This window comes from Methylosoma difficile (assembly GCF_054657615.1).
In genome coordinates this window covers 66,827-81,660 of record NZ_BAAHYJ010000006.1, presented here as the reverse complement: position 1 = coordinate 81,660, position 14,834 = coordinate 66,827, and the positions used below count along the sequence as shown (strand labels likewise).

Here is a 14,834-nt window from a genome sequence, read left to right as displayed (position 1 = left end):
TTGACCGTCTATGGGGAACGAAGTCCATAAACCGGCTGTCGGTGCTTAGTGCCTACGTTTAACCGCTTGCCGCCAATAGCCGCCCCGTTAACCTAAGCCTTGCCTGATCTTTCTATGGGCAAACCGTGTGTCCATATGGGTGTTGAAAAATCGGGTTTTCATCACCTCTATCCCGCGTATCCATTGTTTGGCTTTTCTGCCGACATTCATCAAGAATTACAATCTCCATAGGAGCGACGTTGGTATGAATGCATTACCGCTTTCCGCCAGATTTTACGGAAAATATAAAGGACTCGGTTTTTTTACTGTGTTAATCATCGGCGGTTTGCTGGTCGCTTGCGGCAAAAGCGAAACCACCGCTACCGCCGCCGTGCCGCCACCCAAACCCAGCATCGTCGCCAGCCAGCCCCTGCAAAAAGATATTGTCGAATGGGACGAATACACCGGACGTTTGCAAGCGGTCGAATCGGTGGATATTAGGGCGCGGGTATCGGGTTATTTGCAACAGATTGGTTTTAAAGACGGCGGCAAAGTCAAAAAAGGCGATTTACTGTTTGTGGTTGACCCAAGACCGTACATGGCGCAATTGCATCAGGCCAAAGCCGAACTGGATCGGGCCACCTCGCGCTTGGAATTGGCGCAAAACGATGTGCAACGGGCGCAACGGCTACAAAAAGAGCAGGCCATTTCCGAAGAAGAATACGACACGCGTAGCAAAAATGTGGTGCAGGCTTCCGCCTCGGTGGAAGCGGCCACCGCCGCTGTCGAACTGGCGCAATTGAATGTCGATTTCACGCATATTCGCGCACCAATTGCCGGACGCATTTCCCGCAAACTCATCACCGAAGGCAATCTGGTCAGCGCTGATGCCACTGTGTTGGCGACCATTGTGTCGGTTGACCCTATTCATGTTTATATCGATGCCGACGAACGTTCGGTGTTGAAATACCGCCGCCTGAGCATTGAAGGCAAACGCAAAAGCGCGCGCGATTTTAAAATCCCCTTGGAAATGGCTTTGATCGACGAAAAAGATTATCCCCATCAAGGCTATATTGATTATGTCGATCCTGAAATCAATCCGGCGACGGGTACCATCCGCGCCCGGGGCGTCTTTGCCAATGCGGATGACTTGTTTGGCGCAGGCATGTTCGCACGGGTGCGGATACCGGGCAGCGGCAACTATCAGGCCTTGTTGATTAGCGACCGCGCGATTGCCATGGATCAGGGCAAGCAGTTCGTGATGGTGGTCAATAAAGATAACCGCGCCGAATACCGCCCCATCCAAACAGGGCGCAGCCATGAAGGCTTGCGGATTATCACCGCTGGTTTGACGGTTGACGATTGGGTCATCACCAATGGCTTGCAGTTTGTCCGCCCAGGTGTGGAAGTGGAGGCCAGCCACGCGCCCATGCAGGCCGAGCTGGTAACAGGGGCGGTCAAATGAATTTCGCCTTCTTTTTTATCGACCGCCCGCGTTTTGCCATTGTCTTATCGATTGTGATTGTGTTGGTTGGCAGCATTGCTATGTTCGGCCTGCCGATTGCCCAATACCCTGAAGTTACGCCGCCGACCATTTTGGTGTCCGCCAGTTATCCGGGTGCCAACCCTAAAGTGATTGCCGAAGCGGTTGCCGCGCCTATCGAGCAGCAAGTCAACGGCGTGGAAAATATGATGTATATGTCGTCGCAATCGACCAGCGACGGGCAAATGCAGCTGACTATTACTTTCCAAATTGGCACTAATTTAGATGTCGCGCAGATGCAGGTGCAAAACCGTGTCTCCAACGCCTTGCCGAAATTGCCGGAAGATGTCCGCCGTTTGGGCGTGACCACCAAAAAATCCTCGCCGGATATTTTGCTGGTGGTGCATTTGACCTCGCCTAACCAACGTTACGACCAGCTGTATTTATCGAATTACGCTTTGTTGAACATCAGCGACCAGTTGCTGCGCCTGCCCGGAGTCGGCGATGTCCGGACGCGGGGCGCAGGCGATTACAGCATGCGCGTCTGGCTAGACCCGACCAAAATTGCCGCCCGCAATTTGACCGCCAGTGATGTGGTGCGGGCGATCCGCGAGCAAAACGTGCAAGTGGCGGCAGGTGTCGTCGGTCAGCCGCCGTTGGATAAGGCGGTCGATTTCCAATTGAATATCAACACGATGGGGCGGTTGACCAGCATTGAAGAGTTCGGCAACATCATTGTCAAATACGGCGAAGGCGGCAGTTTGTTGCGCTTGCGAGATGTCGCCCGTATCGAGCTGGGAGCGGAACGCTATTCTTTACGCAGCCAATTGAACAACCATGACGCAGTGGCGATGCCTATTTCGCTACGCCCCGGCGCGAATGCGTTGGAAACCGCGCATCAGGTTAAGGCGTTGATGCAAAAGTTGAAAACCCGTTTCCCCGAAGGGGTCGATTACCAAATCGTTTACGACACCACCATTTTTGTCGAGCAATCGCTGGAAGCGGTCAAGCATACCTTTGTTGAAGCCTTGTTGCTGGTCGTGTTGGTGGTGCTGGTGTTTTTGCAAAGCTGGCGGGCGGCGATTATTCCGCTGTTGGCGGTGCCCGTGTCTATCGTCGGCACGTTTGCGGTGATGGCGATGATGGGGTTTTCGTTGAACAATCTCTCGCTATTTGGCTTGATCTTGGCGATTGGTATCGTTGTTGATGATGCGATTGTGGTGGTGGAAAACGTCGAGCGTAATATTGCTTTAGGTTTAAAACCCAAAGAGGCCGCCCGCCAAGCCATGCGTGAAGTGACCGGGCCGATTATTGCCATCTCGGTGGTATTGGCGGCGGTGTTCATTCCGTCGGCGTTTGTGGTCGGCATTAACGGGCAGTTTTACAAGCAATTCGCCTTGACGATTGCCGCCTCGACTTTGATTTCTGCGTTCAATTCGCTGACCTTAAGTCCGGCTTTGGCGGCGATGTTATTGAAGCCGCATCACGAAAAAGGCGACGCTCTAACGCGCCTGATTAACGCCGCGTTCGGCTGGTTTTTTAAGCTGTTCAACCGTGGCTTTGCCGCCAGCTCCGCAGGTTATGCGGGTTTGGTGAAACGCCTGATGCGCTTAAGCGCTTTGGTCGCGCTCATCTACGTGGGCTTGCTGGCGTTTACTGGTTACGAATTTAACAAAGTGCCGTCGGGCTTTATTCCTTTGCAAGACAAGGGCTATCTGATTGTGTTTGCACAATTACCGGAAGCGGCTTCGTTGGAACGCACCACTGCCGTTATCCGTAAAGCCTCGGAAATTATCCTTGCACAACCTAGCGTGAAAGCGGCAGTCGGGTTTCCTGGTTTTTCGGTTATCAGCGGCGCGAACACGCCCAATGCCGGCACGATTTTCGTGCCGCTAAAACCCTTTGATGAACGCGTCGCCAATGGTTGGACGGCACAAAAGCTGTTGGCTGAATTGCAGCCGAAAATGAAAGGCATTAAAGAAGCCTTCATTGGCGTGTTTCCTCCACCGCCGATTTTAGGCTTGGGCAGTTTGGGCGGTTTTAAAATGCAAATCCAAGATCGTGGCAATGAAGGCTTTGACAGACTGGATAACGCCGTACAAGCGGCGTTGCAACAAGGCCGGAAAAATCCGCAGTTGTCGGGGCTTTTTTCAAGTTTCCAAAATAACGTGCCGCAGCTTTATGCCGATATTGACCGTGTGAAGGCCAAGTCGCAAGGCATTCCGCTGACGGAAATTTTTGAAACCATGCAGACGTATTTGGGTTCGTTGTATGTCAACGATTTGAATTTGTTCGGGCGGACGTTTCAAGTGACGGCACAAGCCGATAGCGAATTTCGCCGCGAACCGGAAGACATTGGGCGTTTAAAAACCCGCAATGCCCAAGGCGAAATGGTGCCGTTGGAAGAATTGGTTTCCGTGCGCAAAATCAGCGGCCCGGATCGCGTGGTGCATTACAACTTGTATCCGGCGGCAGAAATCAATGGTGCTGCGGCACCGGGGTTTAGTTCGGGTCAAGCGGTGGCTTTGATGGAAGAATTGGTACATAAAAGTCTGCCGCTGTCGATGGATTTTGAATGGACCGAACTGACTTACCAACAAATATTGGCGGGCAATACCGCGTTGTATGTGTTCGCCTTTTCCAGCCTACTGGTGTTTTTGGTGTTGGTGGCTTTGTATGAAAGCTGGATTCTGCCGCTGGCGATTATCCTAATCGTGCCGATGACCTTGATGTGCGCCTTGGGTGGCGTGTGGTTGCGTGGTACGGACAACAACATCTTCACGCAAATTGCTTTGTTGGTGTTGGTGGGCTTGGCGTGTAAAAACGCGATTTTGATCGTCGAGTTTGCCAAAGAACGCCACGATGCGGGCGTAGATCGTTTTACCGCCGCGTTAGAAGCCTGCCAATTGCGGTTCAGACCGATTTTAATGACCTCGTTTGCTTTCATTATGGGCGTGTTGCCTTTGCTGTTTGCCACTGGCGCTGGATCGGAAATGCGCCAAGCTTTGGGTACGCCCGTTTTTTACGGCATGTTGGGCGTTACCGTGTTTGGTTTGCTATTAACACCGTTGTTTTATGTCACCTTACAAGGCTTGGCTGACCGTAAAAAAGCGCCTGCCGTCGATGCCAGCGAGGAGGTTTAACATGAACAATAAACCGTTAATTTATCTCGGCGCTTGTTTGGCTTTATCCGCTTGTGCGGTCGGGCCTGATTACCAGCCGCCGCAAACCGTAGCTCCCAAGCAGTTTGCCAATGCCTCTGCCGACGGTATGACGTCTAAGAGTGTCGAAATCCGCTGGTGGGAAAAATTTGCCGATAAAACCTTAAATGATTTGGTCAATGATGGTTTACGCGCTAACCCCGACTTACGCATCGCCACCGCCAATTTACGTGAGGCGAGGGCGGCGCGGCAATTAAGTCAATTTGATTTCTACCCGACAGTGACGATGTCAGCTTCGGAAAAATCAATGTTGCGTAGTAAAGGCATCTTCGGTGGCACTACTAATCCTAGCAGTTTCGATTTGCTCAATACCGGATTTGATGCGACATGGGAGTTGGATTTTTTCGGGCGTATCCGCCGTTCTGTCGAAACCCAAACTGCTGAGATGGAGTCTTTTGATGCCCAGCGCCGCGATGTCATTGTCAGTTTGGTTGCTGAATTAGCTCGGAATTATTTTGAATTGCGCGGCACACAACACCAGTTGTCCGTTGCCCGCAAAAATGCCGACAACCAAGCGGCAACTTTGAAATATACCCAAGCTCGGCTTAACGGCGGACAAGGCACGGCACTCGATACCGCGCGTGCCGAAGAGCAGTTGAATTCAACTTTGGCGATTATTCCACCGTTAGAATCTAGTGTTCGCCGTTCAATCCACCACTTGTCGGTGTTGGTTGGCAAAGCGCCAGAACAGCTATACGGCAACCTGGAGACGGACGCCCCGTTGCCGCAAGCGCCCAACATCATCGGCATTGGCGATCCCGCTAAATTGCTGCAACGTCGACCTGATGTGCGCGTTGCCGAACGTGGACTAGCCGCAGCCACGGCACAAATCGGCGTGGCGACGGCGGATTTGTTCCCGCGCGTCAGTTTTGTCGGCAATGTTGCCTTGGAAGCTCGCAGTTTTGCAGGGCTAGGTGCAAGCGGTGGCGACACCTATTCGTTCGGGCCGTCCATCCGTTGGGCAGCGTTTGATTTGGGCCGCGTCTACACGCGCATCAAAGCCGCCGACGCCCACGCTGAAGGCCAGTTGGCAACCTATGAAAAAACCGTGTTGGGCGCGTTGGAAGAAACCGAAAATGCGCTGTTGGAATACGGCAAACTTCAACAACGTCGTGATTATTTCCGCGCCGCCGTTACTGCGGGTGAAAAAGCCGCGCATTTGGCGAGGTTGCGTTATCAGGACGGTGTTGCCGATTTTCTCGTCGTACTGGATGCCGAACGCCGTCTTTTAGAAACCCAAGATAGGTTGGCGCAAACTGAAACGGCGACTGCAACCGCTTTGGTGGCGGTTTATAAAGCCTTGGGCGGTGGTTGGGAATGGGAGGCGGTTAAGCCATGATGAAAATGAGTGAAGCCACTTTGGAAGATATAAACGAATTGGCGGATCTGTTGGCGGTCTTGTTTGCCCAAGAAGCGGATTTCATTCCCGATCAGCTTAAGCAAAGCGCTGGTTTAAAAAAGATTATCGAGCAGCCGCAGCTGGGGCGGATCTTGGTTTTGCGTGATGGCGATAAGCTTGTCGGCATGGTCAACTTGTTGTTTACCCTGAGTACCGCTTTGGGCGGTCGTGTTGCTATTTTGGAAGATATGGTCGTGCATCCTGATGCACGCGGTGGTGGTGCGGGTTCACTGCTTTTGCAAAGCGCCATTGCTTGTGCAAAAAGCCAGGATTGTCTTCGTATCACTTTGCTGACTGATAACGACAATGCCGCCGCTATCCGTTTTTATGAAAGGCAAGGCTTTGTGGTTTCCGGCATGGTACCGTTACGGTTATTGCTTTAAACCTTCTTGGGTTGAAGGTTTAAAGCAGGCTAGGGCAGTTTTGAAAAGGCTCGATTACCTATCAATACTCGGCGTCGTGGTAAACGTTTTGGACGTCGTCCAATTCGTTCAGCATATCCAAAAACTTTTCAAACATCACGACATCATCACCGCTAATGGCGGTTGTGCCTTTCGGCAAAAATTGGATTTCGTCGACATCAAAATCAATGGTGCCGAAAGCTTCGGTTAAGGCTTGTTTGGCTTTAAACGAGTCGGTGGGCTGGGTGAAGACGGTAATTTTTCCGCCGTCACTTTCCACGTCGGTTACATCAACATCGGCAGATAGCAGGGCTTCCAGTACGGTATCTTCATCGTCATGGGCGAAGGCTAAAATGGCGGAGTGGTCGAACATGTGGCTGACCGCGCCTTGAGTGCCAATTTTGCATTTGGTTTTGGTGAAGCACAGGCGCACGTCACCAAAGGTACGGTTGGGGTTGTCGGTCAGGCAGTCGACGATGACCATAGTATTGCCGGGGCCGTAGCCTTCGTAGCGGGCAGGTGCAAATTCTTCGCCGCCGCCGCCTTTGGCTTTGTCGATGGCTTTGTCGATGACGTGGGTGGGGACTTGCGCTTTTTTGGCCCGCTCAATCAGGCCGCGTAAGGTTAGGTTGCCGTCAGGGTCGATGCCGCCTGCTTTGGCGCAAACATACAGTTCGCGTCCGTATTTGCTGTAAACCTTTGCCTTGGCATCGGAGGTTTTTGCCATCGACTCTTTACGGTTTTGATAGGCTCTGCCCATGAGTGTGTTGCTCCAAATTAAAAATAAATGCGCGGATTTTACCGTTAACTATTTGCAGAGGGAAACTTTTAGTGGCACATCCCTGCGTTGTTGGGTTGCCGCCCCTGCAATTGCCAGTCATTCGTCAGCTGTTGGCCGCCAAGTCTTGTCGGTCTTCTGTGGCTTCTACGGTAAAAAACTTCTTAAAGTAAGGCATGAAGCTGCCGGTGATAAGGATGGAGTAGAAACAGTAAATGGCGGCTGCTTCTCCGGTGTTCACCCCTAAAACCAACTGCGGCATAAATAAGGTCAGCACTGCCATCAGGCAATGGTAGGTGGAGATTTTCCAGTTGTTTTTCCACAAATAACCGCTAAACGCCAAAGCAAACAGCGAGCCGTGGGTCACCACAGAGGCAAAGGCGCTGGAGATGTGGTAGCCAATGTGGTATTTGCCCATAAACAAACAGGCAACCAGGTTGCCAAGAAATTGCGGTACGGGTTCGAAGGGGAATTGCCATTCTTTGGGCAAGAATGAGCAGAGGATAAAAATGCTGCTGAGCATAATGCCAATCACCGTGGCTTTTTTTAGTGCTGTCTTATCGGAACTGTAAGTGGCTAAGCCCGGCATGATGGCAAAGGCTTGCAAGGCGATGTGGTAGGTGGATAGCTGGCTTAAGAACAAATTGCTGCCATAGCCGCATTGGTCGGCAACCGGATAGGCAAAGTATTGGATGAATTCCATTAATGAAAAATGGAAGATGGCGTAAGACCTTGCCGCCCGTACCCAAAAAGTTTCGCTTTTGTCGGCAAAGGTCACGCCTGCCGCCGCCAATCCCGCTATGCCCATTCCCAGCGACATGTCTGCACTAAAACACATAAGTTTTCCCCGTTGTAATTATTATTGAGATGCCGCAAGCGATGGGCTTGCTGGCGTTAAGTTGCGGTTATTGTTTGTTAAATAAACCGCGAATTTTATCCTGCCGTTTCAGTTTACGGCAAGGTTGCCGGTAGGGGCGGTGGTGATCCGAAAATTGCGGTGGTTTCGGATCTTGTTGCAGTATTAATCATCCACCAACATTCTCGCGAGCGCTGGGTTTGTCTCTTGCTTTAGGTTTTGGGTGCCGGGGTTGCCGCATTGGGTTATCAGTTGCTTGAGTGGTTGGGCTTGTTGCTGGTGTTGTTCGCCCAGGTTTGCCAGTGCGTTGGCGGTTTCTTGCTCCATTTGGCTGAGGGCCGCCGATAGACCATTGTTAAGGCCGCGCAATGCTGTTTTATATAAAGAAGGCTGGCATTTTTTCAGCATAAAAAACGGGATTAGCCAGGTGAGGGCAATCAGCAAAACACTGTGGATGGCAAAGTCCACGCCGAGATAGTGGGTGTTAGTTTGGCTGCTGGTGTAATAGCCGACGAAAACTTGATAGCCCACCCAGGCCATTGCCAGTAAAGGCAGGCTGATTTCCAGTAGGCGCAGGCTTTTTAATAAGCCGCGTTGCAACGGGTTGCCTGGGCTTGCCAAGGCGAGCCGGGCGGCGGCTTCGGTTTGTTGGCGGACTTGTTTGGCGGCTTTGGCGCGTATCGGAGCCAATTGCTGTTTAACCGGTAGGGTAGGTAGGCCTAGTTGGTCGGCGCTGATGATAAGCTCGTCCAAAGCATCGTCAAAACGCAGTTGCGCCCATTCATCCCAAAGCGGGATTTTAGCCGTTGTGCCGTTCAGCAAGTCGGCGGCGTGTTCGGCATAGTGTTTGGCGAATTGCTGGACAGGCCAGGCAAACCCTTGTTGTAATTGTGTGCTGGTTTTTTGCCATTGCTGCTGCCACAACGTTGGCAATTGCTGCCACGCTGGCTCAGGTCCTAAGGCCGTTTGCCATTGGGCCAGATTTTCCCGCAAAGCCAGCTTGCGTATGTGTACGCCGCGTTGTTCCAATTGCTTAATGGTGTGACTGTTTGCTAACGACAGCAAGGTGCTTTGCAGATCGGCAAATTGGTCTTCGGCAGATTCTTCACCGCAAACGGTTTTAAAAATCAGCGGGTCGGTAAAGCTGGCTTTTTGCAATTGCTGATAAAAATCTTGGTATTGCGCGGCTTGTCCGCGATCCCATTGATTGAGCGCAAACAGCCACGCGTGTTTCGCACCTTCTGCCAAAAGCAATTTCCAGGCTTTTTCGTCGCGGTAGCGTTCGGGGCTGACCACATAGACCAGCACATCAACATACGGCAGCCATTGTAAGACCAGCTGCCGATTGGCTTGCTCGACGCTGTCAAAATCGGGCATGTCTATCCAGATGATGTGCTGTTTGCTGAGGTCGTCATGCTCGGCGATACGGATTTGCGCAAGCGGAAACTGTTCGGCAAGGTGTTCCAAGTGAACGCTGCGGTGGTGATATAAGGTCACTTCGCGCGAAGTGGGGCGTTCGACGCCCGCTTTGGCGATAGCCTTGCCAGCAAGCCGGTTGAGCAGCGAGCTTTTGCCCACACCTGTACCGCCCATGAAGGCGACGATCAACGGCCTTGAGCCGCCATTGCTGAACAGGTTTTCAGGTTGCTGGCTATCGTGGTCGGCAAGTTGTTGGTCGTTGCCCATCCAGCCTTGGGCTTGGGCTTGGGCTAGCCAAGCTTGGGCTTGCGCCAGTAGGTCAGAGTAGTCGTAAGCCATGACGTTTTTCGCTGAGTTGGGATTGCGCGGCCTGAACTTGCGCGGGGCTAATAGAAAAGTACACCAAATCCGACAGTTGCGCAGGCAAGGCCATCAGCTGTTGGTGGATGCTGTCCATAAATAAGGTTTGCTTGACGGTGTCCAATTGTTGTTGCTTAAGCTGATGCTGCACTTTGTGCAGATAACTGCCGATAGCGCTTTCGGTCAGCAAGGTGGTGACCGTCAGCATGGCGGGGGCGATGACCAAGTCATGCAAGCCAATGCCGCCGGTGTGCAAGGTGATGGCAATGGCGGCGGCATCGGCGGTGACACGGGTGGCGCGTAAGCTGTTCAGCACCAGCGGCTGTTCTTGCAGCTTTTTGTAGAGCTGTTGCGCGGTTTGTTCAACATCTTGCTGAAAATCGAGATGGTAACTTTTTGCCGAGTGGCTGAACTGCTGCAAGACCAGCAAGCGCTGTTTCCTGAGCAAGCCGTTAAAGGCTTTCCACCACGCGCTATGGCGGTTTTGTTCGGCTTTTTCCATCAGCTGGTCGGCAAGTTGGATCAGCAAGTGTTCGGCAATTTGGTTCAGCAAGAGCACTTCTTGGCTGCTGTCGGTGATGTGCTGGCGTTTTTTGCCCAGTTTCATCATTTGCCGGATGGGCCATGTCATCACTTTGCGGGCGCCGGTCAAAAAGCCTGCCAAACCCGGTATTTCCAATAAAGTCAGCAATTCTGCCATGGCTTGTTGGAAGGTTTCGTAATGGTGGGGGTGGTCGAGATAATCGCGCCGGTAGTTGACCAACGCTTCTTTAATGGCGGCGTCCACCAAGCCTTGCCATTCGGCAACCGCTTGATGTTGCTGTAAGACGGGTTCTAGCCACGCTGACCAGTATTTTTGCAACAAGGCTTGTTCATAGCGGCTTTGCTTGCTGTGTTGAACGGATTTGCACAGTTGTTTAATCAGGTTGCGCTGGTTTTGCGGCCATTCCGACAAACCGCTGTGTTTTTGGTAGTGCAATGGCACGACGTCGGGAAATTTGTCCGCGCGCACTTGTTGCCATTTTTCTTGCAGGGAAGCGATCAGCACGCTTTCCGAACCGTCCGCCAATTTGTTCAGGCAGATGAGTGTAGGCTGATGTAAATCTGCCAATAAGGCCATCATCTCCCAAACGCTTTGGTCGGCGTATTTTTCTTTGCTGACCACCAAGATCACGACATCTGCCAAGGCGATGGTGCGCAGCACACCTTCGCGGTAAGTGCTGGCGTCTATGGAGTCAAAATCGGGTGTATCCCATAGCACGCAGTTGGGCAACAGTTCGGAATGCTGTTGGCATTCGCTCAGCGCGTAGCAATCATGACGACCGTTAGACAGTTGGTTGAGGGGCAGTTGTTGGAAGCGTCCAAAATAGCTTTGTAAACTTTGGCAATCATCGGCGTTGAGGTTGTGGCAAAAGCCTTGCGGATGTTGCGTATAGCCCGCCAGCGGGCTGACACCGGCGATGCTGTCATTGAGCAACACATTCACCAAAGAGCTTTTGCCCGCTTGTGTCGGGCCGATCACGGCGATCTGCAATGCGGGTTGGCGGGAGTGGTTTAGCCATTGGCCTTTGCGGAGAAAGGCCTCCGCCAACAGCAGTTGTCCGATGCGCCGCTGGTTGTCGGCAAGGCCATTTTCGCTACTCGCTTGGTTGATAATGGCTTGATAACCTTGCTTTAATAATTGGATAAATTCCAGCATAATCGCTTAGCTCAGAGTTATAATAACTGACCATTTTACTTTGTGTTTTGTAATCTGGCGTGTATAACAACAAGGACAATAATTAAAAATACCATAACACGTACCTATCATTGACATCGAGGTTATCTTTATGAAAAAACTGCCTGTTCTTTTGCTCGTTCTGGGTTGCACAACGCTAGTGGCCTGTAACAAGGGCCAAGAAATCAACGGCCACACCATGCAAACGGCTTTTAAATCAGTTAAAGGTTTAAAAAATCGTCTGGCTCCAGAAAGCCGCGTTGAGTTTGAAGTGTCGTTCTGGACAATCCGCGATTCCATTAAAGGCGAAGGCGATTTCCTAAACGCTGTGGGTGGCAAAACGCCATTGCAAATTATCGAAATGGGCAAGGAAGTTTACCAAAAACGCAAAGCCGAAGGATTTAAAGGCTACGACCAATACTCAAGCTGGGAAGATATGATTTCTAAGTTTGGTAAAGAAAGAAACGATCAAGAAAGCCATAAAGGCAACGCGAAAGGTAAAGAAACAGCGAAAGACAAAGCCAACGACGTTTTATACAAATTATAAGATTACAACTTCGGCAAGGCTTTTTGGTCAACCAATACCGCAACAAATTGGTTGGCCTCCGCAATCGTCTGTTCCATGGCTTGGATGAGTTGTGAAATATCCAAGCCAATCTCAAAAAACTCATGCTGTAATGCCGCAATAGCCCGACCATTCAGGTTGTGTTTTAAAAACAGCACCTGATCCTTAAACGCCGACAATACCGGCTGGATTTTACTTTCCGCTTTCCGCATCGTCTTCAACAAACGCGCATAATTTTGCCGCGCCATTTTTAGCTGTTGCCTACTGCTGCGCTGTAAGGCGCGGTTGCTGTATTCGCCAAGTTCCCGTTCCCATTCCAAAAACAACGCTTCGCTGACTTGCTCGATGGCGTTGATCCTATCGCTGACCGCTTCGGTTTTAACGCGGCAGAATTGGTATTGGCGGTTGAGCAGGTTGTATTTATGTTCCAGCGAATGCTCGTTGATCACCACTAAGGTTTTAAAACGCTCCAGCGCATCTTCAAATTCATCGCGTGTCTCCTGCAAGCTTTGGCAAGCTTGGTTGACTTGGTAAACGACAATATCGCGCTTATGTTCGCCTATCGATTCCTTGGCGGTGTAGTAAGCACTGCGCAAGTTTTTTGAGAAGAATTTGCTGATAAGGCTCAGTAAGCTTTGGGATAAGTTGTGCTGCGGGTCGGACATGATAGGAAGCAATCGGAAAGGGCGGCCTGCTATTGTAAACCAGCAAACAAAGGCGCGGCTATGGCTGTTTAGTCCTGCGGCAGAGGTTGGGTGGTTGGTGTGGTTATTTTGGTGCCGGTGATAGGAATCGAACCTACGGCCTTCGCGTTACGAGTGCGCTGCTCTACCGACTGAGCTACACCGGCGGGGAATTTAGGAAAATTTTATCGCATCTCAAACGATAGGCAAGCCTTAATAACCTTATTATTTACGCGTTAATAGCTATAATGGACACCCCCGTTGCAATTGATCCTAAGGTGGTGGTTATGTCCGAGATAAGCAAAAAGGTAGCAAAAGTTCAGCGTTTTTTGCAGGCGCGTAACGAACAGCTCTGCGCTTCGCCGCATTACCAAGCCATTATGGCTTTGCCACCCTTGCAGCGGTGGTCGGTTTGGTGTGGTTTATTTGTGTTGGCACAGGTTTTGGTATTTGGCGGCTTGTACTTAATGTTTGGCAAGTTGGTGGTGATCGGCTTTGCCGCCAGCGTTCTGGCTGGTTTGGCGACGGGGTTGGGGGCATTGCCGGCGTTATACTTTAAAAATATTGCCGAGAACCTTTTCAACAGCTTGCTGGGTGCCGCAGCGGGGGTGATGTTGGCGGCTACGGCCTTTTCTTTGCTGATGCCAGGTATCGCCTTCGGCAATGTGGTCTGGCCTGGCAAAGGCATTTATGCCGTTTCTTTGGGCATGGTCGCCGGCGCGTTGTTTTTGCATTATGCTGACCGAAAATTGCCGCATGTGCATTTAGGCGTAGTTGATTCGCAAATCCGTTCGTTCAATAAAATCTGGCTGTTTATTGTGGCGATTACCTTGCATAACTTTCCGGAAGGCATGTCGGTAGGGGTCAGCTTTGGCACCGGCGACTTAAAAAATGGCTTGGTATTGGCGATTGCCATTGCTTTACAAAATATTCCGGAAGGTTTGGCGGTCGCTTTGCCGTTAGTGGGCTTGGGGATGAACAAATGGCGGGCGGTGGCGATTGCCACTTTGACCGGTTTGGTCGAACCGGTTGGCGGCTTGTTGGGTATTACTATGGTGACGCTTTTCCAGCCGATATTGCCGCTGGCAATGGGCTTCGCCGCGGGTGCCATGTTGTTTGTCATCAGCGAAGAGATCATCCCCGAAACCCATAGCCATGGGCGTTCGCGCTATGCAACCTTTGCGCTGATGGCGGGGTTCATTGTGATGATGATTCTGGACACCATGCTGGCTTAGTCTTGTTCGTTTTTAGGCTCGGACAGCATATGCGCCATTTTTTTAGCTTTGGTTTTTAAATAATCGCGATTGCTGTCGTGGGCGACGACCTCAACAGGAATGCGCCCTGCGACATTGATGCCCAAGGCTTTAAGGCCATCAATTTTTTCAGGGTTGTTGGTAATGAGCTGTACCGATTTGATTCCCAGGTCTTCCAGCATCAGGGCGGCGATGGTGTACTCGCGCTCGTCGGCCTGATAGCCTAAATGCAAGTTGGCATCGACCGTATCCATTCCCATGTCCTGCAAGTTGTAAGCTTGCAGTTTTTTCAGCAAGCCGATGCCACGGCCTTCTTGGCGCAGATAAATCAATACACCGGAACCGGCTTTGGCGATCAGCTGCAAGGCCATATCGAGCTGTTCGCCACAATCGCAACGTCGGGAACCCAACACATCGCCGGTAAAGCATTCGGAATGGATGCGTACGGGTACGTTTTCGTGTCCCGCAACAGTGCCTTTAACCAAGGCAATGTGTTCTTTGGCGTCTACATTGTTGCTGTAATAATGCAGGATGAACTCGCCGTGTTTGGTAGGGATAGGGGTTTGGACTAGGTTTTCTAAGTGTGCTTTCACGTACATCAATAACTGCTGAAAAAATTCTTGCTATTTTACCCAATTCGGACGTTATTCAAGCAAAAAACTTTAGGCTTTGCAGCAAGAGTTGAATTAACGCTTGTGTTTGTCGGGCAGTTAAACGGGT

12 protein-coding genes and 1 tRNA gene are annotated in these 14,834 nt (G+C 51.2%); 6 read left to right on the top strand and 7 right to left on the bottom strand.

What is annotated here, in order from left to right:
* Window positions 1–244 precede the first annotated feature (244 nt).
* The 4 genes from ACYQ1O_RS15265 to ACYQ1O_RS15250 are packed head-to-tail and all read left to right on the top strand — an operon-like array spanning window position 245 to window position 6,465.
* Window positions 245–1,444, top strand: a complete 1,200-nt coding sequence (locus ACYQ1O_RS15265; RefSeq protein WP_459992981.1) for an efflux RND transporter periplasmic adaptor subunit — start codon at window positions 245–247, stop codon at window positions 1,442–1,444.
* A complete protein-coding gene (locus ACYQ1O_RS15260) occupies window positions 1,441–4,605 on the top strand; it encodes an efflux RND transporter permease subunit (RefSeq protein WP_459992979.1) in 3,165 nt (1,054 codons plus the stop codon). Before ACYQ1O_RS15265 ends, ACYQ1O_RS15260 begins: the two co-directional genes overlap by 4 nt.
* Before the next feature lies 1 nt (window position 4,606).
* Window positions 4,607–6,022, top strand: a complete 1,416-nt coding sequence (locus tag ACYQ1O_RS15255; protein WP_459992977.1) for an efflux transporter outer membrane subunit — start codon at window positions 4,607–4,609, stop codon at window positions 6,020–6,022.
* Window positions 6,019–6,465 carry a GNAT family N-acetyltransferase gene (locus ACYQ1O_RS15250; RefSeq protein WP_459992976.1) on the top strand — a complete coding sequence of 149 codons (447 nt, stop codon included), beginning with the start codon at window positions 6,019–6,021 and terminating at the stop codon, window positions 6,463–6,465. Before ACYQ1O_RS15255 ends, ACYQ1O_RS15250 begins: the two co-directional genes overlap by 4 nt.
* A 61-nt stretch (window positions 6,466–6,526) precedes the next feature.
* Here the strand turns inward: ACYQ1O_RS15250 and ACYQ1O_RS15245 are convergent, their stop codons facing one another.
* The 4 genes from ACYQ1O_RS15245 to ACYQ1O_RS15230 all read right to left on the bottom strand — a co-directional run bounded on the left by ACYQ1O_RS15245 (window position 6,527) and on the right by ACYQ1O_RS15230 (window position 11,595).
* A complete protein-coding gene (locus ACYQ1O_RS15245; RefSeq protein WP_459992975.1) occupies window positions 6,527–7,243 on the bottom strand; it encodes a YebC/PmpR family DNA-binding transcriptional regulator in 717 nt (238 codons plus the stop codon).
* A gap of 124 nt (window positions 7,244–7,367) precedes the next feature.
* Window positions 7,368–8,099 (bottom strand): DUF5765 domain-containing protein, encoded by a 732-nt coding sequence (locus ACYQ1O_RS15240; protein ID WP_459992973.1) that lies wholly within the window; start codon window positions 8,097–8,099, stop codon window positions 7,368–7,370.
* Window positions 8,100–8,282: 183 nt separating this feature from the next.
* Window positions 8,283–9,875 (bottom strand): GTPase, encoded by a 1,593-nt coding sequence (locus ACYQ1O_RS15235; protein WP_459992971.1) that lies wholly within the window; start codon window positions 9,873–9,875, stop codon window positions 8,283–8,285.
* Window positions 9,856–11,595 (bottom strand): GTPase domain-containing protein, encoded by a 1,740-nt coding sequence (locus ACYQ1O_RS15230; RefSeq protein ID WP_459992969.1) that lies wholly within the window; start codon window positions 11,593–11,595, stop codon window positions 9,856–9,858. The genes ACYQ1O_RS15235 and ACYQ1O_RS15230 overlap by 20 nt, the downstream gene beginning before the upstream one ends.
* Before the next feature lie 217 nt (window positions 11,596–11,812).
* Here ACYQ1O_RS15230 and ACYQ1O_RS15225 point away from each other — a divergent pair, with 217 nt between their 5' ends.
* Window positions 11,813–12,160: a hypothetical protein gene (locus tag ACYQ1O_RS15225; RefSeq protein WP_459992968.1), complete on the top strand. Its 348-nt coding sequence runs from the start codon at window positions 11,813–11,815 to the stop codon at window positions 12,158–12,160.
* 2 nt (window positions 12,161–12,162) lie between these two features.
* Here the strand turns inward: ACYQ1O_RS15225 and ACYQ1O_RS15220 are convergent, their stop codons facing one another.
* Together ACYQ1O_RS15220 and ACYQ1O_RS15215 are read right to left on the bottom strand one after the other, a co-directional pair.
* Window positions 12,163–12,843 (bottom strand): DUF2959 domain-containing protein, encoded by a 681-nt coding sequence (locus ACYQ1O_RS15220; protein WP_459992967.1) that lies wholly within the window; start codon window positions 12,841–12,843, stop codon window positions 12,163–12,165.
* Between the two features lie 109 nt (window positions 12,844–12,952).
* Window positions 12,953–13,028, bottom strand: a tRNA-Thr gene (locus tag ACYQ1O_RS15215).
* Window positions 13,029–13,148: 120 nt separating this feature from the next.
* Between ACYQ1O_RS15215 and ACYQ1O_RS15210 the strand changes: the two genes are divergently transcribed.
* Complete coding sequence (locus tag ACYQ1O_RS15210) at window positions 13,149–14,096, top strand: ZIP family metal transporter (protein WP_459992965.1); 948 nt, start codon at window positions 13,149–13,151, stop codon at window positions 14,094–14,096.
* Here ACYQ1O_RS15210 and ribA read toward each other — a convergent pair.
* Complete coding sequence (ribA, locus tag ACYQ1O_RS15205; RefSeq protein WP_459992963.1) at window positions 14,093–14,713, bottom strand: GTP cyclohydrolase II; 621 nt, start codon at window positions 14,711–14,713, stop codon at window positions 14,093–14,095. The two genes, ACYQ1O_RS15210 and ribA, sit on opposite strands and share 4 nt — an antisense overlap.
* Window positions 14,714–14,834 lie beyond the last annotated feature (121 nt).

Coding starts and splice junctions, on each gene's coding strand:
- ACYQ1O_RS15225 (WP_459992968.1), top strand. CDS start 11,813: ATGCAAACGGCTTTTAAATCAGTTAAAGGTTTAAAAAATCGTCTGGCT.
- ACYQ1O_RS15260 (WP_459992979.1), top strand. CDS start 1,441: ATGAATTTCGCCTTCTTTTTTATCGACCGCCCGCGTTTTGCCATTGTC.
- ACYQ1O_RS15265 (WP_459992981.1), top strand. CDS start 245: ATGAATGCATTACCGCTTTCCGCCAGATTTTACGGAAAATATAAAGGA.
- ACYQ1O_RS15245 (WP_459992975.1), bottom strand. CDS start 7,243: ATGGGCAGAGCCTATCAAAACCGTAAAGAGTCGATGGCAAAAACCTCC.
- ACYQ1O_RS15250 (WP_459992976.1), top strand. CDS start 6,019: ATGATGAAAATGAGTGAAGCCACTTTGGAAGATATAAACGAATTGGCG.
- ACYQ1O_RS15240 (WP_459992973.1), bottom strand. CDS start 8,099: ATGTGTTTTAGTGCAGACATGTCGCTGGGAATGGGCATAGCGGGATTG.
- ACYQ1O_RS15255 (WP_459992977.1), top strand. CDS start 4,607: ATGAACAATAAACCGTTAATTTATCTCGGCGCTTGTTTGGCTTTATCC.
- ACYQ1O_RS15230 (WP_459992969.1), bottom strand. CDS start 11,595: ATGCTGGAATTTATCCAATTATTAAAGCAAGGTTATCAAGCCATTATC.
- ribA (WP_459992963.1), bottom strand. CDS start 14,713: ATGTACGTGAAAGCACACTTAGAAAACCTAGTCCAAACCCCTATCCCT.
- ACYQ1O_RS15220 (WP_459992967.1), bottom strand. CDS start 12,843: ATGTCCGACCCGCAGCACAACTTATCCCAAAGCTTACTGAGCCTTATC.
- ACYQ1O_RS15235 (WP_459992971.1), bottom strand. CDS start 9,875: ATGGCTTACGACTACTCTGACCTACTGGCGCAAGCCCAAGCTTGGCTA.
- ACYQ1O_RS15210 (WP_459992965.1), top strand. CDS start 13,149: ATGTCCGAGATAAGCAAAAAGGTAGCAAAAGTTCAGCGTTTTTTGCAG.